This is a genomic window from Nostoc sp. (assembly GCF_036917935.1).
Classification (GTDB): Bacteria; Cyanobacteriota; Cyanobacteriia; order Cyanobacteriales; family Nostocaceae; genus Nostoc.
This window is the reverse complement of the sequence record NZ_JBALEL010000033.1, coordinates 79,305-104,604: the sequence shown is the minus strand read 5'-3', so window position 1 is coordinate 104,604 and position 25,300 is coordinate 79,305. Positions and strand designations below refer to the sequence as shown.

Genomic DNA, 25,300 nt, shown 5'->3' with positions numbered 1-25,300 from the left:
CAGACATCCTCTCAGAAGACTAGGGAAGGGGAGACAATGCGTAGCTTTAGCTCTTTAGGTTTCTTCGGGTTTGATAAGTAATGAAGCAGACATGATATCATAGTGCCAATTATTACAAACAGTAATACTAACCAAAGCGGATGTCTTCGACTTGCAGCGGCTGTTCAATCAGATTTGCACCCATGATTTTTATCCCTTTAACACTTGCAATTTTACCTTTTTTAGGGTGGTTAACAGCCCTGCCCCTCATCCCCCCACTCTCCAATCAATAGGGATTTGAATCAATCCGTCCCCTTTTAACACTCCTGAGATAGTACCCAGAGGTTGGTCTGTTTCTCAAGTTGAAGGTGTCGCCACTGCGAACTTTCCAAATTTTGTAATTGGAAAAGGTCAAAGGCGTTCGGGGTTCGCATACTTCTGGCAGATGATTGCCAAGTACAAAGTATGCCGCACCCCTACCCATAACTTTCACCAAACCGTTTTTATCCACAAGAACCGATGTACTTTCACTAACCGCTATACCTAAAACACTGCTACATACACCATCCTTAATTTGACGGGCAATGAAAGTCATAATTCGACCCATTCTTTCCCGTCTGTCGAAGTGCGTATCTACGATAGTTCCCTTCAAATTACTCCAATTGAAAAAGTTGTAAGTAAAAGTAATGTCTCGGTAGGGATCTTCAAGTGCGTCTCTAGTTTCAATGCCTTTTTCGGAAGAAGCACAAGCATCATAGACACAATCACTTTGGATCATTGCACCCGCACTAGTGCCACCAATACCACCTCCCTTAAGGTAAACTGACTTAACGGCAGCCTCAAGCTTGGTATCTTTCCAGTTGCGGATGTATTGACATTGATCGCCGCCAGCAAAGAAAATCACATCAGCATTTCTAACTTTTTCAAAAATCTCGGCTTTGTTTGCCTCTTGTCTATTACTAACCACAAGAGTTTCCACAGAGTTTACGCCCTTCATGGCATAAATTAGCCGATTGTAATCGTGATTACCATTAGTGCGGAGAACTACAACATTAACTTTAGTACCGGAGTTACTACTTTCCCTAACTTGGTTAATCATCCACTGGATAGCATCATCGACATCGGGGCCTCCCCCACCTAGACTTAGGACTGGGCCCGCTAAGGAAGGACGGACATCAGAGGAAGGGGAGGGGCGGATATCAACAGTGTCACCCAGGAAGTAGCGTTTCCAGTTTGCGATAAAACGGGTTATGAGGAAGCTTCCCATCTTCAACAACTGGATTGCTGTACTCTTCAAGCGCCATGAGATGTTTGGGAATGCCTTTGTCATACTAAGCTTCTGGAGCAAACTGCAATTATTGCTGGGCTGTGACGCATTTTAATTGCTTATTTATTCGTGAAATTTGTCCTTTGTCATTAGTCATTTATCAGTTGTACTTTGTGAATAACCAATGACAAATGACTGTCTTAACGAAAAATGTGCAATTTAGAGGCGCATTAGCTTAACTGTCGCACTAGAGAGGGTAAAATTTCCAGCGTACAGGTCTTGTACTGTTTTTTAACGCAAAATAACACAGAGTAATCATTAATTCTCTACGCTACTATGCGAAAATATCTACATTACTTGTAGCTTTTAATTCCGGCCAGATGAAATTTAAAATAGATTAGGTGTTGGTTGTCCAGATACTTCCGTAGTTCTTGGGAATAGTTACCCAGTATTCAGGATAACTGGGAACGCCGATTAAATTATTTTCACCATTTAGTTTTTCCTGATAATTGTCAGCAATTGGGAAGCAGAAGGGTATACTCCGATCGCGATCGCCAAAGTTAAGTGCCACTAGGATTTCTGCAAGTTCAAATCAATAAAATTTTAGATCCCCGACTTCTTGAAGAAGTCGGGGATCTTTTTTACCAGGCTATTTGCGATCGCTCTTGTACAACTCGCTGATAAACTTGATCGGTTTGCTTAGCTAATTTCGGCCAGCTAAAACGTCGCTCTAAATCCTCATAAGCGTTATCTACCAGCCATTGGCGATAACCTGGATTTTTCAACACTTCCATAATTCCCCAAGCTAAAGAATCGGGATTGTTCACCCAAGTTACAATGCCTGTTTTGGTATGTTGCACCACTTCCGGAAAACCACCAGTATCAGAAACTACTACAGGTACACGAGAAGCAAAGCTTTCTAAAGCCACAATCCCAAAGGGTTCGTAAAGACTCGGAAAAACGGCACAGTCAGCGACAGTTTGAAATTTATCTAAGTATTCATCGGAGAGAAAACCTGTAAAATAGCAATGATGCCAAATTCCCAGATTCCAGGCTTGGCGCTTGAGATGGTCAGTATTGCCGCCACCAACGATCACAAATTTAACGTTACCTCCCAGTTCCGAAAGTATCTTAGGTGCGGCATTAAGTAATATAGGTACACCCTTTTCGTAGGTCATACGGCCGAGATAATAAACGATTTTCTCATCGTCTATGGCAAATTGGCGGCGAAAATCCAAAGCATGAAAATCTATGTGATGTTGTTTCTTTTCGGCTCGGATACCGTTATAAATGACATCGATTTTGTCCCAAGGACTGTAGAGCGCTCGTTCTACTTCTTGGCGCATATAGTCGCTACAAACTATCAGCCGCCAAGCGTTGTCAGCCAGCAAGATTTCTTTGCCATTTATATAACCTTGGATGCCTGTGTGAATACCGTTATAGCGTCCATACTCTGTAGCGTGAATTGTGGCAATTAATGGTATTTTAAAATTATGCTTGAGAGCGATCGCAGCATCTCCGACTAACCAATCATGGGCATGAATTAAATCAAAGGGCCCTTCCTCCAAAATCAACTTACCACCGTGATCTCCCATACTCAGGTTGAGATTGACTACCCAGTGGAAAAAGTCATTGCTATGTGCGACTGGCACTCGATGCACCTTTATTCCCTCAACGACCTCATACATCGATGCATGACCAAACTCTGCTGTAATCAGGTGGACTTCATGCCCTAGCTTTACCAGTTCCGGGTACAACTCCGCGACATGCCGCGCAATTCCCCCAACAATCCTTGGTGGAAACTCCCAACTCAGTACCAGTATCTTCATCTACTAGACTCCCCGACACTTTACAAATATCTCACAAACTACATTTACCTAAAAATACAAGTCTGGACAATGCAGTGAGTACTTTTACTAAAATTTTTAGATTTTTTAACAGTGATTTTGTTAAAGCTTATCAAAGGTTATCAGCTGTCAGCTAAGGATAGGAAGCAAGGTATGATACTAATTCCTCATACTCGCCGGAGGCGAGTATGAAGCTACGTAATTCGTAATTAGGACAATTAATTGAGCGCCCGTTTGGCAACTCAGGCTTTAAGAAGGGATAACGACGCAAACGGCATGAACTCGATCGCGCCCTTGTTGTTTGGCTAGATAAAGTGCTTTGTCCGCTGCATTAATCAAGTCTGGCGGCGAAATTTCACAATTTGGCACAATGCTGACAACGCCTAGACTAACAGTAACACGATCGCACACGCGAGACTGAGTATGGGGAATGGCCAAGTCGCGGACTATTTGTCGAATAGTTTGAGCTACATAGCTTGCTCCTTGAATCTCTGTATTAGGCAGAATGACAGCAAATTCTTCTCCACCGTAACGAGCGACTAAATCGGCTGGACGCTTAACAATATTTTTCAGGGCACTTGCCAATTGCCGCAAACAATCATCCCCGGCTAAATGACCATAAGTATCATTGTAAAGTTTAAAAAAATCGACATCGAACAAAATTAAAGACAGTGACAGTTGCTCACGTTTGAGTCGCTGCCACTCAGCCTCAAGATACTGATCAAATCGGCGGCGATTGGCTATTTGAGTCAAGCCATCTAGGGTAGCTAATCTGTGTAGTTCTTTATTGGCAGCTTGCACTTGCTGGTAAAGTACTGATTGATGAATAGCGATCGCTACCTGACTAGCCAATTGCTGCAACAAATTAACTTCAAACGCTTGCCAATAACGAGGTGCGCCACACTGGTGAACAATGAGTAAACCCCACAGATGCTCCCCATTCAAAATCGGCACCACCATAGCAGCCTTAACCTGATAGAGTTGTAATAACTCAAAAACATCGGCTGAAAAATCAGACTCCTGAATATCATGCAGGACTGTAGGTAATCCCTGGTAGTAGTGGCTAAAATCTTGTTCGATCGAAAATGGGTGCATTGTCTGCTCTAATCTCTGCGGGTAGCCATCACCCACTGATGCCGCCGCCAAATTGCCGCTTCCGTCAGATTCTAACTGGTAGATAGCTACGGAATCTGAACCTAAACACTGTCGAATACTATTGACTGTTGTATTCAGAACCTCCTCCAAATTCAGTGATTGCCGAATCTGTTGAGTTACTTCGGTAATTAGCCGTTCTCCCTCTGCCTGTTGTCGCAGCATCCCTTCGGCTTGTTTGCGAGTACTAATATCTTCTACTGAGCCAAGAATCTGCGTTGGAGTGCCGTTAGGATCTCTGGCAAATACTACTTCTCGTGTATTTAGCCAACGCCACTCTCCATTTTTGTGTCGGAATCGATATTCAGTGGAAAGTACTTCATTGTCGCTGAGGTTGACGAAGCGACTTGGTAAGTTATAGCAGAGGTATTGATCGTCTGGATGAAAGCAATTTATCAACCACTGCGGATCTGCGTGACAAAATTCCTCTGGAGAGTAGCCTAAAATAGTTACACTTTTCTCGTTAAGATAAACGCTTGTTCCTTGTAAGAGGTCAAATAGATACAAAATATGCGGTACGGTATTAGCAACCTTTTGTAGAAAGTCTTGACTTGAGCGCAATCCTTCTTCAGCTTTGTGGCGTTCGTGAAGCGCGGTTTGATATTCAGTAATATCTCGTCCCTCTGAGATGAGTAGGTTAATCCGCCCGGTTTCATCGAGTATGGGACGCAGTGAGAAATCAATCGTGATCGCTTGATGATCCCGACCTAAAAGGTCAACTTCATAGCGAATAGATTCACCATTAGCAGCAGCGGCGATCGCAGTTTTTAATTGCTCTTGAGTATTTAGAGAAATTGTCCACCACTTTGCTTCCCAAAATGGCTTGCCTACTACTTCTTCTCGATTAATCCCAGCAAAGTCTAGTGCTGTTTGGTTGGCTTCTAATACAATTCCATTCGGCTGAAGCAATCCCATAAACTGAATGGTTTGATTGAAGATCGCCCGGAATTTTTGCTCATTTTCACTTAGAGCCTGTTCTACCCGTTTGTGGTGAGTAATATCTCGTCCAACAGATTGAAGTTCTACAATCGTCCCCTCGTCATCAAATATCCCTCGAATAATCCACTGCGTCCACCGCACCCCTTCGCAAGCTATAGCTCGATTTTCAATGCTGATGACGGGATTTTCTAAGCTGATGGAATTTACCAGACTAAACACACGTTCCCGATCTTCTTCAAATACAACAGGTTCGTAGTGCTGGGCGATAATCTCTTCTCGCTTCAGTCCAAAAAATCGACAGAAAGCTTCATTAACAAAGGTAACAGTACCATCGGGTAAGCCTCTAGCAATCAATTCCGTTTGGTCTTCGAGGATGGCACGAGAACGCGCTTCGCTTTCTTGTAGTACGGCTTCTGCCTGTTTGAGTTCGCTAATATCAAATACTAAACCCTGAAGTAGCTGAGTTTGTCCATCGGCACAGAGAACGAGATTAGCTTGGTTTCGTACCCAAATTGTTTTGCCATCGCCCCTAATCATCCGATACTCGACGCTCAAAGGCTCTCCGGTAGCGATTGTAGTGTTTACAGCTTGCCAAAGGCGATCGCGATCGTCTGGATGAGTGTAATCTGACCAACTATTCAAAAAACCAGGATTCCAATCTTCGGGAGCAATCCCCAATAATTGTTGCAGTTGCGGACTAATATAAGCAACTTTTGCAGTGGTATTAATCGGTGAGATATAAATAACGCCCGGAATTTGCTCTACCAGAGTGCGATACTTTTGCTCTACCTCAGAGAGTTGTTCTTCCGCCTGGTTGCCACTCATAATGTTTTGAATTTCTACAATAAATTATCATTTTTGCTGTTAGAAATCCCGCATTAGAGGCACATTCAAGGATGCTTGAGCCAACAGCGAGTCAGTCTGGCTTTCTGGAAGCTAAACCTGCCAGCAGCAGGCTGAAACTCATACACTTGAGGCTGCTGTTGACAGCCTTTGTAATTAAAATTAACGGATGCTAAACCAGAAATATTCCTAGCCTCTCTTTTAAAAGGAGACAGGCTTTGACTCCCCCTTCTCTTGTCGGGAAGGGGGTTAGGTCTTTGATGTTTTTTCAGATCGAGATGTAGCCGTCGTCAGCAGAAATTCGTCTCTGAAGATTAAGGCACTCTTAAATTAGCTTTGATCCAAGCGCAGTACTGCCATAAAGGCTTCCTGGGGTACATCTACAGTACCTACAGATTTCATCCGCTTTTTACCTTTTGCTTGCTTCTGCAAAAGTTTTTTCTTCCGACTGATGTCACCACCGTAGCATTTAGCTAGTACATCTTTCCGCAAAGCGGGGATGTGTTCGCTGGCGATAACTTTACTGCCAATAGATGCCTGAATTGGCACTTTGAATTGATGGCGGGGAATTAGTTCCTTGAGTTTTTCTGCCATTGCTCGCCCGACGTTGTAAGCTTTATCCCGATGCACAATCATCGCTAAAGAATCCACAGGATCGCCGTTAATCATGATATCCAACTTTACTAGAGGATTCTCACGGTAGCCAATCAGGTGATATTCCATACTGGCATAACCGCGCGATCGCGATTTCATTTGATCAAAAAAGTCAGTTACAACTTCCGCCAAAGGTAGTTCGTAAGTGAGGGTGGTTCGTCCTTGGGCGAGATATTTCATATCTTTGAAGATGCCCCGGCGATTTTGTGACAACTCCATCAAAGCGCCGACATAAGTTTCCGGCGTAATCATCTCTACTTGCACGTAGGGTTCTTCAATTCTTTCGCGATCGTTGGGAGAAGGTAAACGACTAGGATTATCGATGTACAGTTCTTCACCTTTGAGGGTAATCACCTTATAAACCACCGAGGGGGCTGTAATGATTAAATCTAGGTTATACTCTCGCTCTAGGCGTTCCTGGACAATTTCCATGTGCAGCAAACCCAAGAATCCGCAACGGAAGCCAAAACCCATCGCGCTAGAAGTTTCTGGTTCGTAATGCAGCGCTGCGTCGTTGAGTTCGAGCTTTTCCAAGGCTTCCCGCAAATCTTCAAATTGGTCAGCATCAATGGGGAACATCCCACAATAAACCATTGGGTTCGCTTCTGCGTAGCCTGGTAAGGGTGTCTCTGCTTTCGCCTTACTTAGGGTAATTGTGTCGCCTACCCGTGCATCAGCTACAGCTCTAATTGCCGCACCCAAATAGCCTACTTCCCCAGCGTGCAGTTCTTCAACTTGTTTTTGAGTCGGAGAAAGGATGCCTAACTCATCAATTTCAAATTCTTTACCGGATGCCATTAAATGGATGCGATCGCCTTTTTTCACGGTGCCATCCATCACCCGGAAATATACAATTACTCCCCGGTAACTGTCGTAATAACTATCAAAAATTAAGGCTCGTAAGCGTTCATTTATCGTATTGGGCGGTGGCGGTATCCGCTCAACAACTGCTTCTAAAATCTCATCTATACCAATTCCTTCTTTAGCAGAGGCCAGAATCGCCCCACTGCAATCTAAACCGATAATCTCTTCAATTTCGCCAATTACCCGTTCTGGTTCAGCCCCTGGCAAATCAATTTTATTCAAAACCGGAATAATTTCCAGGTTACTCTCTAACGCTAAATATACATTTGCCAAAGTTTGCGCCTCCACACCTTGGGACGCATCTACTACCAATAGCGCTCCTTCACAAGCAACAAGAGAGCGGGAGACTTCATACGAGAAATCCACATGTCCCGGAGTGTCAATCAAGTTCAGCACATACTGCTGACCATCCTTAGCTGTGTAGTTCATCCGGGCAGCTTGCAGCTTAATTGTAATGCCGCGCTCCCGTTCCAAATCCATATTGTCGAGAAACTGTTCCTTCATCTGCCGGTCTTCAACAGTGCCAGTAGCTTGTAGCAAGCGATCGGCGAGGGTTGATTTCCCGTGGTCGATGTGAGCAATAATACAAAAATTGCGAATGCGAACTGCGGGAACGTCAGTCATATACTATCTTTGCCTTAGCAGCAACCAAAGTTAAAAGAGCAATTTACTTAATGTATTTTAATGCTTTCTTAGCCAAGACGCTGCTTGCTTTTAGTGCTGAGTTAGGAGTTATTATTCTTCCTCTGCTCCCCCTGCCTCCCCTGCTCCCCCTGCTCCCTCATCTCCCCCTCTTCACCCCATCTTTAACTTTCGATCTAAAAAGGTGGACTTTTAAGAATATTATGAAAGTCTATTTGTCGCTGCTAGTATTCAACAGCTAGGAGCGTACAATAAATGTAAATAAGTACATGTAGGGATCATCTAGGGATCATGAGCAATTGCGACCCTTAATCGCCCAGAATCATTGATTTATCAGCAAAACTTCTAGAGCCATTGTCTAGTCAGTTATATGAAAAATGCGATTTGAAACTTAAAGCCTGTTAATTTGGTGCTATTTCAGGGAACTATCTAACTGTGCCCTTGAAGATTTTTCAGCGAATTAGCCCAAATAATGAATATAACTACTTTACAAAGCTTTAGACAAAACCAATTCCGAGAATTCAGAGTATATAAACCTATGAATATGAAAGAGAAAACTACCGAAGCGGAAAACACACAAGCCGATAAGGTAGAAATTGCTGTCCGCCTGGACTCCGAGTTACTAGAACAAATTCAGCATCTCACCAATGATCCAAGTAAAGTGATTGAGGTGGCGATTCGCCAATGGTTGCGGGGTGAAATCCTCAGAGATGACGAACTGACGCGCACACCTGTGCGTACCCCTGTTCCTCCTCGCGGCGAATGGAACGATTGACGCTATCTGTCAGCTAGTCAATGCAAGTTAAAAAAAGTAAAGTTTGCCAATCTGGATTTCACAACACTAAGAGATACTCAATCAAAAACAAAAAAAGCTGTAAAAATTTATATGTAAATTTGAGCAGCTTTAGTAAAATTACGGTCGGACACGCTTTGTCTATCCAACTCAATTAATGACTATTACTGCCAATTCCCAATTGACGAATGTATTTTCCCAAAATCTGGAATCTATTACCAGTAAGACTGATGGCTCATTACCAACTCTAGGAGCCGAGTTGGTGTATACGCAAGATGGGGCAGGGTGCTATCTGACCTTTTGTTGGCAGTACAGCGAACTCCTGGGATTAAATAGTGAAAAAATAGTTGACGAACTGAACCAGACCCAAACCTTTGCTCCGGTGGATAAGGTTAGTTATTTGGAACGATTACACCGAATTTTGACAAATTTGGTGCCAGAAAGGTTTCAGTGTTGGTTTAGCTACCACCAGGAATTATTTGAGTTGGACTTAGTGATTAGTCCGATTATGCCGAGTTTGGGAACCACTGCCACTACAGTTTTAGTAATGGGACGCTTAGTGCAAGCAACACTCAACAAAAAACAAGCGCGGGTGGCATGTAAAACGCCCACACAAATAGAGTTGGCTTTACGATCGCAGCAACACCAAAAACTGGTAAATCGGATTACCAGAAATATTCGTCGGACATTGGATTTAGATATTATTTGGCAGCAAACAGTTGACAGTTTGGGGAAAGCACTGCGACTAGAACGCTGCATTATTTGTCCTTATCAGCCCTCAAGCTCAAAAGCGCAGGTGAAGGCTGAGTATCGCCAGCCAGAACTCATATCAATGCTTGGCTCCGAAATAGATATACCTTCAGAGCCGGCCTTTGCTCAAGCTTTGGCAACCCTAGAACCAGTTGTGATGGAAGTAGCTGGATATATAGGGTCTGGGCGGCAGAAAACTTTGGTAGTTGCGACTTGCTATCAAGACCGAGCCAATGGATTGGTTGCCTTGAATTGGCAGGATGAATGCTACACATTAACAGAATCGGAATTAGAACTGGCAAAAGAAGCAGCAGATCAATTGGGAACTGCGATCGCACATGCTACTTTATATAAAGAATTAGAAGCAGCTCGTCAAAAAGCCGAAGAAGCTTCCCGCCTCAAAAGCGAGTTTCTGGCTAATGTATCCCATGAAATTCGTACCCCTCTCAACGGCATGATTGGCTTCTTGAAGCTGATTTTGGAAGGGATGGCAGATGACCCAGAAGAACAAAACCAGTTTTTGGCAGAAGCTCATCACTTATCGATACATCTGCTGAATATCATCAATGACATTTTGGACATTGCCAAAATCGAAGCTGGCAAAATGGAGCTAACTTACGCTCCAGTCAAGCTAGATGAGCTATTCAGTGATGTCGAAAGTTTCATGCGTCCGCAAGCAGAAATGAGAAACCTCAGCTTTCGGATGCAAATGCCTGCTACCTCCGATGAAATCATTGTCCAAAGCAACTACCAACGGTTGCTACAAGTGATGCTCAATTTGGTAGGTAATGCCATCAAATTTACCCATGAGGGTGGCGTCACCGTCAGCGCCGATTTAGTACTCAAAAAGGCGAACTTTCAAGATCAGCAATTTCCTGGCATGGTGAGAGTACGTGTAGCAGACACTGGTATTGGTGTTTCCTTGGATAAACAAGATAAACTGTTTCAATTATTCTCTCAGGTGGATGGTTCCCGCACCCGCCAGTACGGTGGCACAGGTTTAGGACTGGCAATATCCCAGAAGCTAGTAGAGGCAATGGGCGGCGAGGTACATTTTTATAGTCTGGGCGAAGGACTTGGCTCAACAGTCACATTCACCGTGCCACTATATCAACAACCAGTCATGGTTTCATCTAATGATAGCGACTCAACAAACAGTGCTGAATGTTCTTAGCGGATAGCTAGGGTTTATCGGACTTACGCACTGTACAAATGCATCGTGATCTGCATTAACTAAAATAGGTTATTTCAGGCTTTTCTTAATTATCCTGCGATCGTAAATAGACTATGCTGTAGCGGCACAGCAATGCTCATTGGTGTCAACTTAAGCTGAAACTCCTTTAAAACCTCGTTTCTAGCCTCTGGCTAGAAATGCTGCTCCTGGCGGCTCTGCCGCCAGCAAGAGAGGCGGAGCCTCAAGGACGAGCATTCCCAGTCTCCGACTGGGAACGAGGTAACGAGGTAACGAGGTAATCTAAAAGCTAGTTCTAGACTTGCTTTGACGTTAAGTTGACACCAATGAGCAATGCTGTGCCCTTACAAAAGATGTGGTTTTTAAACTTATATATATTTAATATTTCTTGTCAATGCGTAAGTCCTAGTTTAGCCCGTGCTGAGTGCTGTTAGCGGCTAGCTAGGGTTTAGCGCGTGCTGAGTTTGGATACTTGGCAGTACTGGGTTTTGAGTTTTCAACTTTAAAGTTTTTTAGCAATTATTTTTTAATAAATAACAAAATTGGGGATGGAGATTGGAAAGCATTCCATCCCTAGCCACAGAATTGTCTAATTTTAGGTTGGGTTAAAGAACAAAACACAACAAACGTCTAAATGTTGGCCTTTGCTTTGCTCTACTTAACCTGCGAAAAATAGATTTTTGACCCCTTTTTATGGTGAGTGTACTTAGGAGCGTTAAATCCTGCCTTCCGTTGGACTGCAAAACAGAACCTAAAGGCTAGAGTAAAGTAGGAGGCTCACAGGAAAACAATGTTTCAGCTAATCTAATATCAAGTTGCTAAAACCAGCAGTGGTTTAGTCAAAAGTCATTAAAAACTGACACCTGACAATCTAGCGGCAATTAGATTTAGGATCGATTAAACAAAGCTGGAAAATAAAACTTTGGATAATGGTTAATGAGTAAGGGTGCATTGGTTACAGGGATCGTTATTATTCAATGCCCTATGCCCCATGCCCAATTGCCAATTCCCAATGCCCAATTCCCAATGCCCATCCCTAACTTAGCAGGTATAAACTATGGAACTCACAATTGACAACGTTGAAACAGTTTTAGATGAAATGCGCCCTTATCTTATGTCTGATGGCGGCAACGTGGAACTAGTAGAACTTGATGGGCCTGTTGTAAAACTGCGGCTGCAAGGTGCTTGTGGTTCTTGTCCCAGTTCTGCTATGACCCTGAGAATGGGTATTGAGCGCCGCCTCAAGGAAATGATTCCCGAAATTGCAGAAATTGAGCAAGTAGTCTAGGAACTGGGGATTGGAGACTGGGGACTGGGGAAGAATGGATTTTTTCATTCATAATTTATCATTAATACCTAATCCCTAATTTCTAATCCTCAATTCCTAACTCCTAATCACTCATTATGTCCCATCCTCTGTACATTGCTTTTATCTGGCATCAACATCAGCCGCTGTACAAATCTCCTGGCAGCGGCGTTTCGCTATCTCCGAGTCAACAGTACCGTCTCCCTTGGGTACGTTTACATGGGACTAAAGATTATCTGGATTTAGTATTGCTTTTAGAGCGATATCCTAAGTTACACCAAACGGTGAATTTAGTTCCATCGCTGATATTGCAACTCGAAGATTATATTGCTGGCACTGCCTTTGACCCTTACCTCACAGCCAGCTTGACACCGGATGAGCAACTCACCCAGCAACAGCGCGAATTTATTATCCAACACTTTTTCGATGCCAATCACCATACCCTGATTGACCCCCATCCCCGCTATGCCGAGTTGTACCAGCAAAGGCAGGAAAAAGGGCAAGCTTGGTGTTTAGCAAATTGGGAATTGCCAGATTATGGTGATTTGCTAGCTTGGCACAATTTGGCTTGGATCGATCCGCTGTTTTGGGATGACCCGGAAATTGCTGCTTGGTTAAAACAGGGTCGGAATTTTACTTTAAGCGATCGCCAGCGCATTTATTCCAAACAGCGAGAAATTCTCAGGCGGATTATCCCTCAACATCGGAAAATGCAGGAGGCTGGGCAGCTAGAAGTTACTACCACGCCTTACACCCACCCGATTTTACCCTTACTAGCTGATACTAACTCCGGTCGGGTAGCTGTGCCCAATATGACACTACCTAACCAGCAATTTCAGTGGGCGGAAGATATTCCCCGCCACTTGCGAAAAGCTTGGGACTTTTATAAAGACCGCTTTGGACAGATCCCTCGTGGTTTGTGGCCTTCGGAACAGTCAGTAAGTCCGGCGGTACTTCCACACATTATTAACCAAGGATTTAAGTGGATATGCTCAGATGAAGCCGTCTTAGGGTGGACGCTGAAACACTTTTTTCATCGGGATGGGGCGGGGAATGTGCAGCAACCAGAATTGTTGTACCGACCCTATCGCCTACAAACCGCCGAGGGTGACTTGTCAATTGTGTTTCGTGACCACAGATTATCAGATTTGATTGGCTTTACTTATAGTGCAATGCCAGCAAAACAGGCAGCAGCGAATTTAGTGGGACATTTGCAAGCGATCGCTAAAATGCAAAGAGATAGTCAAAGTGAACAACCTTGGCTAGTTACCATTGCTTTGGATGGGGAGAATTGCTGGGAGTTTTATCCCCAAGATGGCAAACCCTTCCTAGAAGCTTTGTATCAAAGTTTGAGCGATGAACCCCACCTCAAACTCGTCACTGTCTCCGAATTTCTGGAAGAATTTCCAGCCACAGCCACCATTCCCGGAGGACAATTACATAGTGGTTCTTGGGTGGATGGCAGCTTCACCACTTGGATCGGCGATCCCGCTAAAAATCGTGCTTGGGATTACTTGACAGAAGCAAGAAAAATGCTCGCAAATCATCCCGAAGCGACAGAAGAAAACAACCCCGAAGCGTGGGAAGCATTGTATGCCGCAGAGGGTTCCGACTGGTTCTGGTGGTTTGGTGCAGGACACTCCTCAAATCAGGATGCCATCTTTGACCGATTGTTTCGAGAACATCTGTTTGGTATTTACAAGGCATTAAATGAACCTGTACCGCCCTATCTCAAGCAACCAGTGGAAAACCACGCAGCACAGGGAAACCACGCCCCACAAGGGTTTATTCACCCTGTGATCGATGGTAAGGGTGATGAGCAAGATTGGGACAAAGCAGGACGCATAGAAATCGGCGGGGCGCGGGGGACAATGCACAATAGCAGCGTCATCCAGCGACTTTGGTATGGGGTCGATCACTTAAATTTCTATTTGCGACTGGACTTTAAAAGTGGTGCTGCACCAGGGCAAGATTTGCCAACAGAGTTGAATTTGCTGTGGTTCTATCCAGAAAAAACAATGGTGAATAGCCCAGTTCCCTTGGCAGATGTACCAGATGCAGCCCCACTGAATTACCTTTTCCACCATCTTTTAGAAGTTAACTTGCTGACGCAATCGATTCAGTTTCGGGAAGCTGGAGACAATCATCAGTGGCATCCCCGTTTCAGTCGCGCTCAAGTAGCAATAAATAGTTGTTTAGAGTTGGCAGTACCGTGGGCAGACTTGCAAGTTCCGCCAGATTATTCCCTGCGCCTGATTTTGGTGCTTGCAGATGAAGGGCGTTTTTCCAACTACTTGCCAGAAAATGCTTTGATTCCCATTGAGGTGCCTTAACACTCAATATTCTTGGTGTTATACCATTTCACGAAATATTTATTGGGGTTCTCAGTTGAGTGAGGTACAAGAACCCCACCCCCAACCCCCTAAGAGCAAGCGAGGAGGGGACTATGATGTATCTCATGTGATCAGGAAACGCTATATCCCTCTTCTGTCACTCTCCGAAAACTCTTGCCATTTCTGAATTCTAGAGCCTTTGTATAGGAAGGGATGTCTACGACGGGCTACGCCTACGCACGATTTTTTTCTAATAACAAATACAATCACAATTTTTTTCTAATAGGATAGCTTGTATTGATTGCCTCATGAGGCTTCTAGCGATCGCCCTCTCGGAGAGTGACAGAACAGGGATATTGGGGGCGTACATCTGTCATTGGTGTCAACTTATCTGAAATCTTCTGAATGTATGAGTTTTACCCTTACCCCCAGCCCCTCTCCCAAAATTGGGATAGGGGAGCAAATTCTCCAGTTCCCCTTCTCCCAACAGGGGAGAAGGGGTTAGGGGATGAGGGTAATAACTTCTACATCTGTGCGCCTTTACAGATGAGTCATTATGTTACAAAGATTTTTGAAAATCATATTTAGTTTTTCTAGTCCTAAATATATTTGGCTATATTCTGGTTTTTAGTCAACCCAACTATTTGTAGAAGTCTGGTTCAAACTATATATTTAGACTTAGGTTTGAGAACGGAGAGGGAGGGATTCGAACCCTCGTTAAGTTTCCCTAAACAGACTTTCCAGGTCTGCGCCTTAAACCGCTCGGCCACCTCTCCAGGTGCCACAAGTTACGATCATACTATAGAATCCCAGAAAATGCAAAGATAAAGAAAGATATTCTAGATTGAATCTGAAAGTCCCAATCCTAAAACGCAAATCCAGATGTCCCGTACATACACAATTAAAGTTCGCGATCGCGCCACTGGCAAAACATACACTCTAGAAGTGCCCGAAGACCGCTACATCCTGCACACTGGCGAAAAACAAGGGGTAGAACTACCGTTTTCCTGCCGCAACGGAGCTTGCACCGCTTGTGCTGTGAGAGTGTTGTCAGGAGAAATTTACCAACCAGAGGCGATCGGCTTGTCACCAGATTTACGTCGCCAAGGTTATGCCTTGTTGTGTGTGAGTTACCCCCGTTCTGACTTGGAAGTGGAAACGCAAGACGAAGATGAAGTCTACGAACTCCAGTTTGGACGCTATTTTGCTAGGGGGAGAATTAAAGCGGGTTTACCCTTAGATGAGGAATAAACAATTCAAAATCACCGAATTTCTGATACCTGTACATTTTGGTGACTGGTTGCGAAAAATAGCTATTTTGGCTTGCTTATTGCTCTTGGTGAGTTGCCAAGGTAAAAACCAGCTGCCAAACAATGAGGCTCAGGTAAAAGTAGCGCGGGTAGTTAGTGGGCAAAGCTTGGAAGTGTTAGGTATGGCTGAACAACCAAATTTGATTTCCCAAGTGCGGTTAGTAGGTGTTGATGCACCAGATTTGCGACAGCGCCCTTGGGGGGAAGCAGCAAAAGAACAGTTAGAGAATCTAATTGGTGGTGTAGAACAATCGGTAACGCTAGAGTTTGATTTAGAAGCAAAAGACAAAATTGGGCGAACTCTAGCTTATGTGTGGAAAAATAAGGTGTTGTTGAATGAAGAATTAGTCAAACAAGGGAATGCAATGTTTGTGGGGCGATCGCCTAACCATAAGTATGACCAGCGTTTAGAACGTGCCCAACAATGGGCTAGACTCATGGGCCAAGGAATCTGGAACCCAGAGAAACCCATGCGCCTTACTCCCGCCGAGTTTCGCCGCCAAAATCTTTGAAGACTGGGGACTGGGGACTGGGGGAGATGAACCAATGCCCAATACCCCATACTTCTTTACGAACCCGAACAGCGTGTCACAGACAGAGGCAGCGCCAACGGCAAAGCTGAGTACAAGTGCCCAATGACTAATGACTAATGACTAATCTACAAATTTTTCTAGATATTGCTACGGAAGCGGCCTTAGCTGCTGGTGCTATTTTGCAAGGTTACTTGGGTAAGTTAGAAGACGCAATTATTGAAAAAGGACGCCCAGGTGATTTAGTCACTGCTGCTGATAAAGCCTCAGAAGAGTTGATTTTAGAAATTTTGCGTCGCCACTTTCCCCAGCACTCGATCCTCGCTGAAGAATCAGGGAAATTAGGTAATCAAGAGAATCAATACCTCTGGGCAATAGATCCTCTAGATGGCACAACCAACTACGCTCATCAATACCCATTTTTTGCCGTTTCCATCGGGCTGTTAATTAATGGCGTTCCGCAAGTTGGTGTAATTTATGATCCATTTCACAATGAGTTATTTCGTGCTGCTGCTGGCTTAGGAGCAACGCGTAACCGTCAGCCCATCAAGGTTTCAGTAACATCGGAACTGAGTAAAAGCTTACTGGTGACAGGATTTGCCTACGATCGCCGCGAAACTTCTGATAACAACTACGCAGAATTTAGTCACCTCACCCATCTTACCCAAGGAGTCAGACGTAGCGGTTCGGCATCGCTAGATTTGGCGTATGTTGCCTGTGGACGTGTTGATGGTTACTGGGAACGGGGACTTTCTCCTTGGGATATTGCCGCCGGCATAATTTTGGTACAAGAAGCCGGGGGCAAAGTCACCGCCTACGATGGCACTGCTGTCAAAATTGAGTCAGGTAGAATTCTCACCACAAATGGTTATATTCACGACTCTCTCAGTAGCGAACTTTTACAAGTTCCGCCGCTGTCAGCTTGGGTGTAAGAGGTGGGGGCTTTCCCCCCGACTTTGGGTAAACTAAGAGGAATCTGACTGCTCCTTTGGTGCAAAACCTCTATATGTCTTTCAAAATAGATCGTGGACTATTTAAATATGATTTCATAGATCATCACGCAGTGTTGTGCGTTGCAGTTGATGCGGATGTCAAAGAGATTCGCAAACGCTATCTCCAAGTCGCTCGTCGTTTGCATCCAGACAGTAGTTTTACTGAAACGGCTGCTCAAAAACAGCTAGGAAACGAATTGTTATCAAAGCTGGTTAACCCAGCTTACGAAAAACTTGTTGGCGATCGCACTCGCACTGAATATATTCTAATTTTGTCGCAAATTGGCAAGCGTCTGGTACAAGAGTCTACTTCGGTAACTCTAAACACCGACTTGGCTAAACAGTTAGTTGAGGCGGCTAATATCGATCATTTCTATAAAACTGCGATCGCTAAACTAGCCCAAACTCAATATGATTCTTTAGAACAAGCGCTGCAAGTCATTGCCCAAGCTAGTGAGTTGAATTTAGTGTATTTAATGCGAAATGCGGGTAAATCATCCACCGCGCCGCCATCTGCTCAACCCAAAGTTCAATCAGGTACACCTCAGCCAAATACACCAAAAAATACACCACCAGCACCAGCACCACCAAAAGAAGACTTGATTGTAGAACAGTATGTTCGTCGCGCTCAATCTTTAATTGACAAAAATCAATTTGCCCAAGCCAAAGTAGAGTTGCAAGAGGCCCTGAAGCTAGAACCGAAAAATAGTCGCTGTCATAGCTTAATTGCAATGGTGTATTTAAGGCAAAATCAGCTAAAAATGGCCAAAATCCACTTTGACAACGCTCTAAAATTAGATCCCAGTGACGAAACTGCTCTGCAATGGAAACCTAAAATAGATAAGGCTTTAGGACAACAACATAGCGATCATAAGGTGACTTCATCCCCCAATAATGGAGATAAGCAACCAGATAAATCTGGTAGTGGTTTGTTCGGTGGTTTGTTTGGTGGGAAGAAAAAATAATGGTGTATCAACCAGCAGCGGGAGCCAGGGATTTATTACCCTTGGATGTGGAGAAAAAACGCTGGATTGAAGAGCGGTTACAGCAGGTGTTTCATCGTTGGGGATATCACCGGATTATCACCTCGACTTTAGAGCGCATGGATACCCTGATGGCGGGGGAAGCAATCCAGCGTCAGATGGTGATTCAACTACAACAAAATGGCGAAGATGATGAATTAGGGCTACGTCCAGAATTAACAGCATCCATTGCTCGTACTGTTGTCACTCGTATGGCAGGTCTGCGTTATCCACAACGGTTGTACTACAATGCCAATGTGTTTCGCCGCACTTGGGAAAGTAGACACAATCGCCAGCAAGAGTTTTATCAAGCTGGGGTGGAGTTGTTAGGTGCTGGCGGATTGCTGGCGAATGCGGAGGTACTGCTGTTAGTAGCAGATTGTTTAGCAGCATTAGGTTTGCAGGAATGGCATGTAATTTTAGGTGAGGCGGGAATTACCCGATCGCTCCTGAGTGCCTTTCCTGCTAATCTCCAAGATCAAGTTCGCAGTGCGATCGCTCATCTTGATCGGATTACTATAGATAATTTACCTCTGAGTGACAAACTCCGCGATCGCGCCCGAATCATCCTGGATTTGCGCGGGCCAAGTGCAGAAGTGTTACAAAAAGTAAGTAGTTTGGATCTAGATCAAGAACAGCGAGAGGCAGTAAATAACCTCAAATCCCTGGTAGAATTACTAGAATCAGAAAAAAAACTGCCGTTAATCCTCGACCTCAGCCTCATCCAGACGATAGATTACTACACTGGCATTGTCTTTGAGGTTGTCAACGATACCGAATCCCAAGCCAGAGTTTTAGGGCGAGGTGGTCGCTATGACCAGCTTTTGGGGCTATATCATCCTCAAGGAGAAAATATCCCCGGAATTGGTTTTGGATTAAACATCGAAGATTTATACCAAGTTCTGTTGTCTACTCAGCAATTACCACAGGCAACTCCAGCGAGTGACTGGTTGGTAGCACCAGAGACAACCAGTGCTAACGCCTTTGCCTTTGCCTACGCGCAAAAACTCAGAGATTCTACTGATTTGGTGCGGGTAGAAATTGATTTGGGGGGAAGGGATGCAGAGGCTATTCGCCAATATGCACGCGATCGCAGCATAGCCCAAATTGCTTGGATCAAAGCTAATGGCTCACCAACCATTGAATCATTGCCTTAAGTGAGTTGGGGATTGGGCAATTCAATTTTGGATTTTAGATTTTAGATTTTGGATTAAATTTCAATCTAAAATCCAAAATCTAAAATCTAAAATTTTTACTCCCCAGTCCCTTTTAACTTTCCTGAGTTTATTGTTTTGATGCTTCTATCTCTTCACCAGCAATAATGATTAAGTCGCCTGTTCTCGTGTCGGTAGTTACTAAATATACAGGCGTGTACATTTTTGTTAATTGTTGACAAATTCTGTACATCACCGTCTTCTGCTCTGGCGTTGGTTCCATTTCACCTCCTTGAGTGGATAAGTGCCAAATATTTAGCTAAAAATTTTTTGCTTGCTTGGGCATCTATATAATAAAGTTTTGTAAATAATTTGAATTACCCCAGTCTCTAACTCAATTAATTACACAATGTCATTGCGAGCGGAGCGTTCGCCGAGCGTCTCGTAGAGAAGCAATAGCAAGGGCTGGGATTGCTTCCCTCCGCTCGCAATGACTGTAAATATTTTTGTTTATCTACTTATCTTCGCTAATTGTTATGAGCTAGTAATGAATAGAAATTGCAGTCTCATCCAGACTCACCTTGACACCAGTATCTTCAATCCCCAGTCCCCACTCCCCTGCTAGGCTAGAAATAGCCGATACAGAAAAGAGGGAATCGAGAACATGCCGCATACAATTGTTACAGAAGTCTGTGAAGGCGTTGCTGACTGCGTAGATGCCTGTCCAGTAGCTTGCATTCATGATGGCCCAGGCAAAAATGCCAAGGGAACCGATTGGTACTGGATTGACTTTGCTACTTGCATCGACTGTGGTATATGTCTCCAAGTTTGCCCAGTAGAAGGGGCGATTCTTCCAGAAGAACGACCAGAGTTGCAAAAAACTCCGTAATAGTCCATAGTCAACAGTCAATAGTCAATAGTTATGTTTGACTTGACTGTTGACCAATGACCAATGACAAATGACCAATGACAAATGACTATTTATTAGACGTTCAAAATGTCCACGCTGGATACATCAAAGATGTAGATATCCTGCAAGGTGTGAATTTTCGGGTTGCACCAGGAGAATTGGTAACAGTGATTGGCCCCAACGGTGCGGGTAAATCTACTTTGGCAAAAGCAATTTTTGGGCTTTTGCTCCCCCACACAGGCACAATTACCTTCAAAGGTGAAAATATTGTGGGACTAAAGTCCAATGAAATAGTCCAACGAGGAATGTGCTACGTACCGCAAATCGCCAATGTCTTCCCCTCCCTCAGTGTTGAAGAGAATTTGGAGATGGGTGCTTTTGTGCTTAACGTTCCTCTGAAACCAATTAAAGATAAAATATTTACTATGTTTCCCAGATTAAGCGATCGCCGTCGTCAACGCGCTGGTACCCTCTCTGGAGGAGAACGCCAAATGCTAGCGATGGGCAAAGCTTTGATGTTGGAACCTGGTTTGCTGATTTTAGATGAACCATCTGCTGCTTTGTCGCCGATTTTGGTGACACAAGTCTTTGAGCAGATTAAACAAATTAATCAGGCGGGTACTGCGATCGTACTAGTAGAACAAAATGCCCGTAAAGCTTTAGAGATGGCTAATCGTGGATATGTATTAGAGTCGGGACGTGATGCGATCTCCGGCCGTGGTGAAGAATTGTTGAATGACCCGAAAGTGGGCGAGCTATATCTGGGAGCAGGTAAGAGACATTAACCCTTTTTAATCACTCTTGCCCCATTCAACATAACACCAGCTTAATATGGGAGCTTCACCAGTCGATAGCGATAACTAGATTGGGTTGCGCCGACGCTATCTATAACTAATACAAAAGCCATAAGACTACCTGCCACTGCCGCGACCGTCATTTTCGATGCTCAAAGAATTCTCCCCAATAATCCGTTTCTAATCACATCTACAGCTAGTCGATAGGCAAAACAGGACATTCATTCAGGAAAAAATGACCAAAACGTAAATTACCCGGAACTGCTAGAATCCCCATTCACAATTCGCAATTCTGAGTTGCGTCATGGATGGGTATTTAGATCCCAACCATAAGGTCGCCACCTATATAGGTGTCTTACTCTAACTGGTTTCTTAATTACGAATTACTTACCTTAGCGTAGCGTTACAAGCTAGCCGCAGCGTCTTTAGAGAGCGTTATTACGAATTAGTAATTATGTTGAGTGCTTTTGGCAATTTGGCATCCAAAGTTTTTCTGTTGGAGTTTTAATTGAGATATCAACAGGGTTACAGGGAAATAGAGAAAATTCTACAAGGGATGAATTCCCGTCTCAAAATCCCACCCAATTGGCCAGTTGTTGACGCCCACGCTCTCCGAACCACCCTAAAGTGGATGCAGCGCAAGTGTCACCGCTTCACACAACTGGCTAGAAATCAAACAGAAAATACATAGTACAAATGGACTTATACAGATTTAAGTCAGTTGCAAAAAATTGCTTTGTTGGGTGGAGCGGAGCGCAACCCTAACATCCTGATATATGTTGGGTTACGCAAAGCCTCCACCCAACCTACGTCTAATGCACTATTAAAGCCTAGACAGTCCACTACGTGCATTTCAAAAATCAAATACTAGTCCTATAGTACAAATGGACTTATACAGATTTAAGTCAGGTGATGACGAGATATCACTTAGCAAAGGGGATCATAATTAAAGCGATCGCCACTATTTATTTAACTTGTAGTTGCCTTAGTTTATTATTTGCCGATAGTAGTAACTTTTGAGCTTTCAGATAGGCTGTTGTGCCATTTTGCACCTTTTCTAATTGATTAATAATACTTTGCAATTGACTCAACACCCGATTGCGCCTCACATCATGAGCATCAGTAGGAATTGAAGCCAATAAGCTTTCGATTTCTCGTTGCGCTAATTCCATTGCTTCCACAGCATCCGTCTCAGCTTGCCGTCTGACTTTAACTTGACCTAAATTCGCCTCATAAATTGCTAATAACTTCTGTGCCTCGGTATAACCCGCTACGTCTTTTGCAGGAATATCTTTAAGCCGCTCAATTGCCTCTATCCACAAATTTTCTATCTGTCGCCATTCAGTTACGGTGTGCGGCGGATTTTGACCAGCTTTGGCAGCTTGCCAGGAAAATTGTCGCGCTGCGGTGATTAAGGCACTGATGCGATCGTTCCCAGCTGCCAATCCAACAACTTCCTTAAACTCACGCTTATAATTATCTAGTTGATTTTGTACAGTTTTTCCTGCCAGAGTTTGACCAGGAATCTGCTCAAATTGATTCAGCGCCGTTTGCCAAGCAGTTGTTGCAGTCTGTTTATCAATTACTGTTGCAGCCCGTTCATATTGCTGTTTTGCACTTAAGAAGGTCTGCATATTATCGGTAAGCAAAGACTGAGCATTCTTTTCTTGAAAAACCTGAGCTTCTAGCTGCCCAACTTTACTCCGAAATGCATTAAAACCGTAGATGCTAAAGCGCGAGTCATACCACCAATATCTGTATTCTGACCAATCGTTGACAAAGGAAGTTGGTAATTGATCTAGATGTTTTTGTGTTTCTTGTAGCTTCTGTTCTCCCAAAGCCAAATCAGCGGGACTAGTAGCTTTTTCAATCAATTGTTCAGCTTGCTCGACTGATACCAACGCCTCCCGATAGTGATTATCCATGCTGATGTAGCTGGGTAGCAACAAAAAAGGTGCATGAAGCATCACCGGACGGCGAATCACCGGGTAAGGTTGGTTTGCCACCCAAATTACACCAACGGGAATGCCTATAAGTATTGCTATCCAAATAAGTTTACTACCTATACCGCGCTTGGCTTTGCGATGCACTTGCTGAGGGGATGTTTTGAGAACCCGCGCCTCTAACTCCATTTCATGCTCTAATTCAGCAAGGTTTTTGGGGGTTGATGGTGTTGCAGGTTGCTTTTGCACTACATGTTGTAGGCTGGGAGCAGACGGATCTATGCCAGAGCTATTTGGAGCATTTTTACGTAGTAAATTCCAGTTTATTTTGTTTAAAAAAGCCATATCTATAGTTAGTACTCTATTAAGTATTCCCAAAAAACAGGAAATATCAACAATAGCTCGTTTTGGCTTTTGACACGAATTATACTCTTTCCTAATCAGAAGATAATGTCTGAGAAAAAATCTTCTATTTATGGCTAATCTCGGCTTTAAATTTGATATAATCTATCAAATTTGATTGACTTACATAATAGTGATTTTATACATTATATAAATTATAAATTCTGCTGCAATGTGAAAATTAAATGACTCTTAAATCGTGTAATCAGGTACTCTCGGATCTTGCTTAAGTCTGATATCTTCTTGGGAACAGCTTTGTTGTTATCAGGTAGATTGATGAATCGAATTAATGGATTTGTAGGGCGACGTGATTTCTTAAAATTCGCCAGTGTGCTAGGTATTGCGGCTACTGCTTTTGGTGATAGCTTTTGGAATCCAGAGCAAACTGCTGTTGCTGATATTCACCCAGTTAACCCTAATCCAATCAGTCCGAATGAAGCCGTCAGACGCTTGCTGGATGGTAATCAAAGATTTATCCATCAAAAACGTCAATATCCCGATCAATCATTAGAACACCTGCGATTAGTTGCTAAAGCTCAGTATCCTTTCGCCGCCATATTGGGCTGTGCAGATTCTAGAGTACCTGCAGAAATCGTCTTCGATCAAGGACTTGGAGATTTATTTGTCGTGCGAGTTGCTGGTAATGTCGTCAGTGACACGGTTATAGGTAGTCTGGAATACTCTACAACAGTATTGGGTTCGCAGTTGATTGTGGTTTTGGGTCATAGAAGATGCGGTGCAGTCGCAGAAGCAATGAAAAACGAACCACTTCCTGGCAGAATTGGTTTGATTATTGAGGGGATTAAACCATCGATAGAAAGGGTAAAGTTCAGGACGGGTGATAATATGCAGGATGCGGTTATAGCTAACATTCAATATCAGACTGAAAAATTGCAGGAAAACTCAACAATTTTAGCCAAATTGCTCCGTGAAGGTAAACTAAAAATTGTTGGTGCTTGTTACGATATTGACACTGGTAAAGTTAACATTATTACTTGAATATCTCACACCTTTTAGGCGTAGAATTTTTAGTTGAATGATGTTGCAAAAAACTATTAGTTATCAAATATTTTTTATTGATAATCTGGAAAATTAATCAAATTAATTGCTCAATTTAGAAAAATATTCACTTAGAGGATGTTTAAAAAGTATTGGGCGAATATAGCGGTTTTCGGCCCTTGTGAGGTACAAGAACCCCACCCCCAACCCCCTCCCCGCAAGCAAGGAGGGGGCTAAGATGTACTTTGTATGATTAGGAAACGCTATAGAATTCGCTACTACACAAAACTTAGTCCACCTCCGTGGACTAATACAAAACAAGGGTTTTGCATGTGTAGCCGTGATTTCCAATCGCCGAGGCAAGTAATAAATTAGACTTTTCAAACAACCTCTTATATTATTTAGGACTTACACATTGACAATAAATACCAAATATGAATAAGTTTAAAAACCACATCTTTCGTAACGGCACAGCATTGCTCATTGGTGTCAACTTAAGCTGAAACTCCTTTAAAACCTCGTTTCTAGCCAGAGGCTAGAAATGGTGCTCCTGGCGGCTCTGCCGCCAGTAAGAGAGGCGGAGCCTCAAGGACGAGCATTCCCAGTCTCCGACTGGGAACGAGGCACTCTTAACGAGGCAATCTAAAAGCTAGTTCTAGACTTGCTTTCACGTTAAGTTGACA

At 43.6% G+C, this 25,300-nt stretch carries 19 protein-coding genes and 1 tRNA gene; 12 read left to right on the top strand and 8 right to left on the bottom strand.

Annotated elements, in window-relative coordinates:
• Positions 1-265: 265 nt before the first annotated feature.
• From V7K62_RS14220 to lepA, 5 genes are all read right to left on the bottom strand, one after another.
• Entirely contained in the window at positions 266-1,309 is a 1,044-nt protein-coding gene (locus tag V7K62_RS14220; RefSeq protein ID WP_334864944.1) for a cyanophycinase, read from the bottom strand.
• 334 nt (positions 1,310-1,643) lie between these two features.
• Positions 1,644-1,817 (bottom strand): hypothetical protein, encoded by a 174-nt coding sequence (locus V7K62_RS14215; RefSeq protein ID WP_334864942.1) that lies wholly within the window; start codon positions 1,815-1,817, stop codon positions 1,644-1,646.
• A 70-nt stretch (positions 1,818-1,887) separates the two neighbouring features.
• Positions 1,888-3,075 (bottom strand): glycosyltransferase family 4 protein, encoded by a 1,188-nt coding sequence (locus V7K62_RS14210; protein ID WP_334864940.1) that lies wholly within the window; start codon positions 3,073-3,075, stop codon positions 1,888-1,890.
• Positions 3,076-3,342: 267 nt separating this feature from the next.
• Positions 3,343-6,009 (bottom strand): PAS domain S-box protein, encoded by a 2,667-nt coding sequence (locus V7K62_RS14205; protein ID WP_334864938.1) that lies wholly within the window; start codon positions 6,007-6,009, stop codon positions 3,343-3,345.
• A gap of 348 nt (positions 6,010-6,357) precedes the next feature.
• Positions 6,358-8,169, bottom strand: a complete 1,812-nt coding sequence (gene lepA / locus V7K62_RS14200; protein WP_334864936.1) for a translation elongation factor 4 — start codon at positions 8,167-8,169, stop codon at positions 6,358-6,360.
• Positions 8,170-8,725: 556 nt separating this feature from the next.
• On the opposite strand from lepA, the gene V7K62_RS14195 reads away from it, so the two are divergent.
• From V7K62_RS14195 to V7K62_RS14180, 4 genes are all read left to right on the top strand, one after another.
• On the top strand, positions 8,726-8,962 hold the full coding sequence (locus V7K62_RS14195) for a hypothetical protein (RefSeq protein ID WP_292778184.1): 237 nt from the start codon (positions 8,726-8,728) through the stop codon (positions 8,960-8,962).
• A gap of 175 nt (positions 8,963-9,137) precedes the next feature.
• Positions 9,138-10,904, top strand: a complete 1,767-nt coding sequence (locus tag V7K62_RS14190; protein ID WP_334864934.1) for a sensor histidine kinase — start codon at positions 9,138-9,140, stop codon at positions 10,902-10,904.
• A 1,075-nt stretch (positions 10,905-11,979) separates the two neighbouring features.
• The gene (locus V7K62_RS14185; protein ID WP_012408256.1) at positions 11,980-12,210 is read left to right on the top strand and encodes a NifU family protein; all 231 of its coding nucleotides are present in this window, start codon (positions 11,980-11,982) and stop codon (positions 12,208-12,210) included.
• 116 nt (positions 12,211-12,326) lie between these two features.
• Positions 12,327-14,561, top strand: a complete 2,235-nt coding sequence (locus V7K62_RS14180; protein WP_334864932.1) for a glycoside hydrolase — start codon at positions 12,327-12,329, stop codon at positions 14,559-14,561.
• 691 nt (positions 14,562-15,252) lie between these two features.
• On the opposite strand, the gene V7K62_RS14175 is transcribed toward V7K62_RS14180, so the two are convergent.
• Positions 15,253-15,337 (bottom strand) — tRNA-Ser (locus V7K62_RS14175).
• 106 nt (positions 15,338-15,443) lie between these two features.
• On the opposite strand from V7K62_RS14175, the gene V7K62_RS14170 reads away from it, so the two are divergent.
• The 5 genes from V7K62_RS14170 (at position 15,444) to V7K62_RS14150 (ending at position 19,572) form a co-directional block, all read left to right on the top strand.
• On the top strand, positions 15,444-15,812 hold the full coding sequence (locus tag V7K62_RS14170) for a 2Fe-2S iron-sulfur cluster-binding protein (protein WP_179063903.1): 369 nt from the start codon (positions 15,444-15,446) through the stop codon (positions 15,810-15,812).
• Positions 15,802-16,383, top strand: coding sequence for a thermonuclease family protein (locus tag V7K62_RS14165; RefSeq protein ID WP_334864930.1), 582 nt, complete (start codon positions 15,802-15,804; stop codon positions 16,381-16,383). Before V7K62_RS14170 ends, V7K62_RS14165 begins: the two co-directional genes overlap by 11 nt.
• A 137-nt stretch (positions 16,384-16,520) precedes the next feature.
• Positions 16,521-17,333 carry an inositol monophosphatase family protein gene (locus V7K62_RS14160; protein WP_334864928.1) on the top strand — a complete coding sequence of 271 codons (813 nt, stop codon included), beginning with the start codon at positions 16,521-16,523 and terminating at the stop codon, positions 17,331-17,333.
• Between the two features lie 74 nt (positions 17,334-17,407).
• A complete protein-coding gene (locus tag V7K62_RS14155; RefSeq protein ID WP_334864926.1) occupies positions 17,408-18,358 on the top strand; it encodes a J domain-containing protein in 951 nt (316 codons plus the stop codon).
• Positions 18,358-19,572: an ATP phosphoribosyltransferase regulatory subunit gene (locus tag V7K62_RS14150; protein ID WP_334864924.1), complete on the top strand. Its 1,215-nt coding sequence runs from the start codon at positions 18,358-18,360 to the stop codon at positions 19,570-19,572. The genes V7K62_RS14155 and V7K62_RS14150 overlap by 1 nt, the downstream gene beginning before the upstream one ends.
• A gap of 127 nt (positions 19,573-19,699) precedes the next feature.
• On the opposite strand, the gene V7K62_RS14145 is transcribed toward V7K62_RS14150, so the two are convergent.
• Positions 19,700-19,852, bottom strand: coding sequence for a DUF6888 family protein (locus tag V7K62_RS14145; RefSeq protein WP_334864922.1), 153 nt, complete (start codon positions 19,850-19,852; stop codon positions 19,700-19,702).
• A gap of 381 nt (positions 19,853-20,233) precedes the next feature.
• On the opposite strand from V7K62_RS14145, the gene V7K62_RS14140 reads away from it, so the two are divergent.
• Positions 20,234-20,458 (top strand): indolepyruvate ferredoxin oxidoreductase subunit alpha, encoded by a 225-nt coding sequence (locus V7K62_RS14140; protein ID WP_104907250.1) that lies wholly within the window; start codon positions 20,234-20,236, stop codon positions 20,456-20,458.
• Positions 20,459-20,535: 77 nt separating this feature from the next.
• Positions 20,536-21,264 carry an ABC transporter ATP-binding protein gene (locus V7K62_RS14135; protein ID WP_334864920.1) on the top strand — a complete coding sequence of 243 codons (729 nt, stop codon included), beginning with the start codon at positions 20,536-20,538 and terminating at the stop codon, positions 21,262-21,264.
• A gap of 974 nt (positions 21,265-22,238) precedes the next feature.
• Here the strand turns inward: V7K62_RS14135 and V7K62_RS14130 are convergent.
• On the bottom strand, positions 22,239-23,561 hold the full coding sequence (locus V7K62_RS14130) for a hypothetical protein (protein ID WP_334864918.1): 1,323 nt from the start codon (positions 23,559-23,561) through the stop codon (positions 22,239-22,241).
• 333 nt (positions 23,562-23,894) lie between these two features.
• Here V7K62_RS14130 and V7K62_RS14125 point away from each other — a divergent pair, with 333 nt between their 5' ends.
• On the top strand, positions 23,895-24,617 hold the full coding sequence (locus V7K62_RS14125) for a carbonic anhydrase (RefSeq protein WP_334864916.1): 723 nt from the start codon (positions 23,895-23,897) through the stop codon (positions 24,615-24,617).
• Positions 24,618-25,300: the final 683 nt, after the last annotated feature.

What these genes read in the sequence shown, in the direction of transcription:
- V7K62_RS14160 (WP_334864928.1), top strand. Translation starts at nt 16,521, where the DNA reads ATGACTAATCTACAAATTTTTCTAGATATTGCTACGGAAGCGGCCTTA.
- lepA (WP_334864936.1), bottom strand. Translation starts at nt 8,169, where the DNA reads ATGACTGACGTTCCCGCAGTTCGCATTCGCAATTTTTGTATTATTGCT.
- V7K62_RS14125 (WP_334864916.1), top strand. Translation starts at nt 23,895, where the DNA reads ATGAATCGAATTAATGGATTTGTAGGGCGACGTGATTTCTTAAAATTC.
- V7K62_RS14185 (WP_012408256.1), top strand. Translation starts at nt 11,980, where the DNA reads ATGGAACTCACAATTGACAACGTTGAAACAGTTTTAGATGAAATGCGC.
- V7K62_RS14165 (WP_334864930.1), top strand. Translation starts at nt 15,802, where the DNA reads ATGAGGAATAAACAATTCAAAATCACCGAATTTCTGATACCTGTACAT.
- V7K62_RS14210 (WP_334864940.1), bottom strand. Translation starts at nt 3,075, where the DNA reads ATGAAGATACTGGTACTGAGTTGGGAGTTTCCACCAAGGATTGTTGGG.
- V7K62_RS14205 (WP_334864938.1), bottom strand. Translation starts at nt 6,009, where the DNA reads ATGAGTGGCAACCAGGCGGAAGAACAACTCTCTGAGGTAGAGCAAAAG.
- V7K62_RS14130 (WP_334864918.1), bottom strand. Translation starts at nt 23,561, where the DNA reads ATGGCTTTTTTAAACAAAATAAACTGGAATTTACTACGTAAAAATGCT.
- V7K62_RS14145 (WP_334864922.1), bottom strand. Translation starts at nt 19,852, where the DNA reads ATGGAACCAACGCCAGAGCAGAAGACGGTGATGTACAGAATTTGTCAA.
- V7K62_RS14140 (WP_104907250.1), top strand. Translation starts at nt 20,234, where the DNA reads ATGCCGCATACAATTGTTACAGAAGTCTGTGAAGGCGTTGCTGACTGC.
- V7K62_RS14170 (WP_179063903.1), top strand. Translation starts at nt 15,444, where the DNA reads ATGTCCCGTACATACACAATTAAAGTTCGCGATCGCGCCACTGGCAAA.
- V7K62_RS14150 (WP_334864924.1), top strand. Translation starts at nt 18,358, where the DNA reads ATGGTGTATCAACCAGCAGCGGGAGCCAGGGATTTATTACCCTTGGAT.
- V7K62_RS14180 (WP_334864932.1), top strand. Translation starts at nt 12,327, where the DNA reads ATGTCCCATCCTCTGTACATTGCTTTTATCTGGCATCAACATCAGCCG.
- V7K62_RS14220 (WP_334864944.1), bottom strand. Translation starts at nt 1,309, where the DNA reads ATGACAAAGGCATTCCCAAACATCTCATGGCGCTTGAAGAGTACAGCA.
- V7K62_RS14135 (WP_334864920.1), top strand. Translation starts at nt 20,536, where the DNA reads ATGACAAATGACTATTTATTAGACGTTCAAAATGTCCACGCTGGATAC.
- V7K62_RS14195 (WP_292778184.1), top strand. Translation starts at nt 8,726, where the DNA reads ATGAATATGAAAGAGAAAACTACCGAAGCGGAAAACACACAAGCCGAT.
- V7K62_RS14155 (WP_334864926.1), top strand. Translation starts at nt 17,408, where the DNA reads ATGTCTTTCAAAATAGATCGTGGACTATTTAAATATGATTTCATAGAT.
- V7K62_RS14190 (WP_334864934.1), top strand. Translation starts at nt 9,138, where the DNA reads ATGACTATTACTGCCAATTCCCAATTGACGAATGTATTTTCCCAAAAT.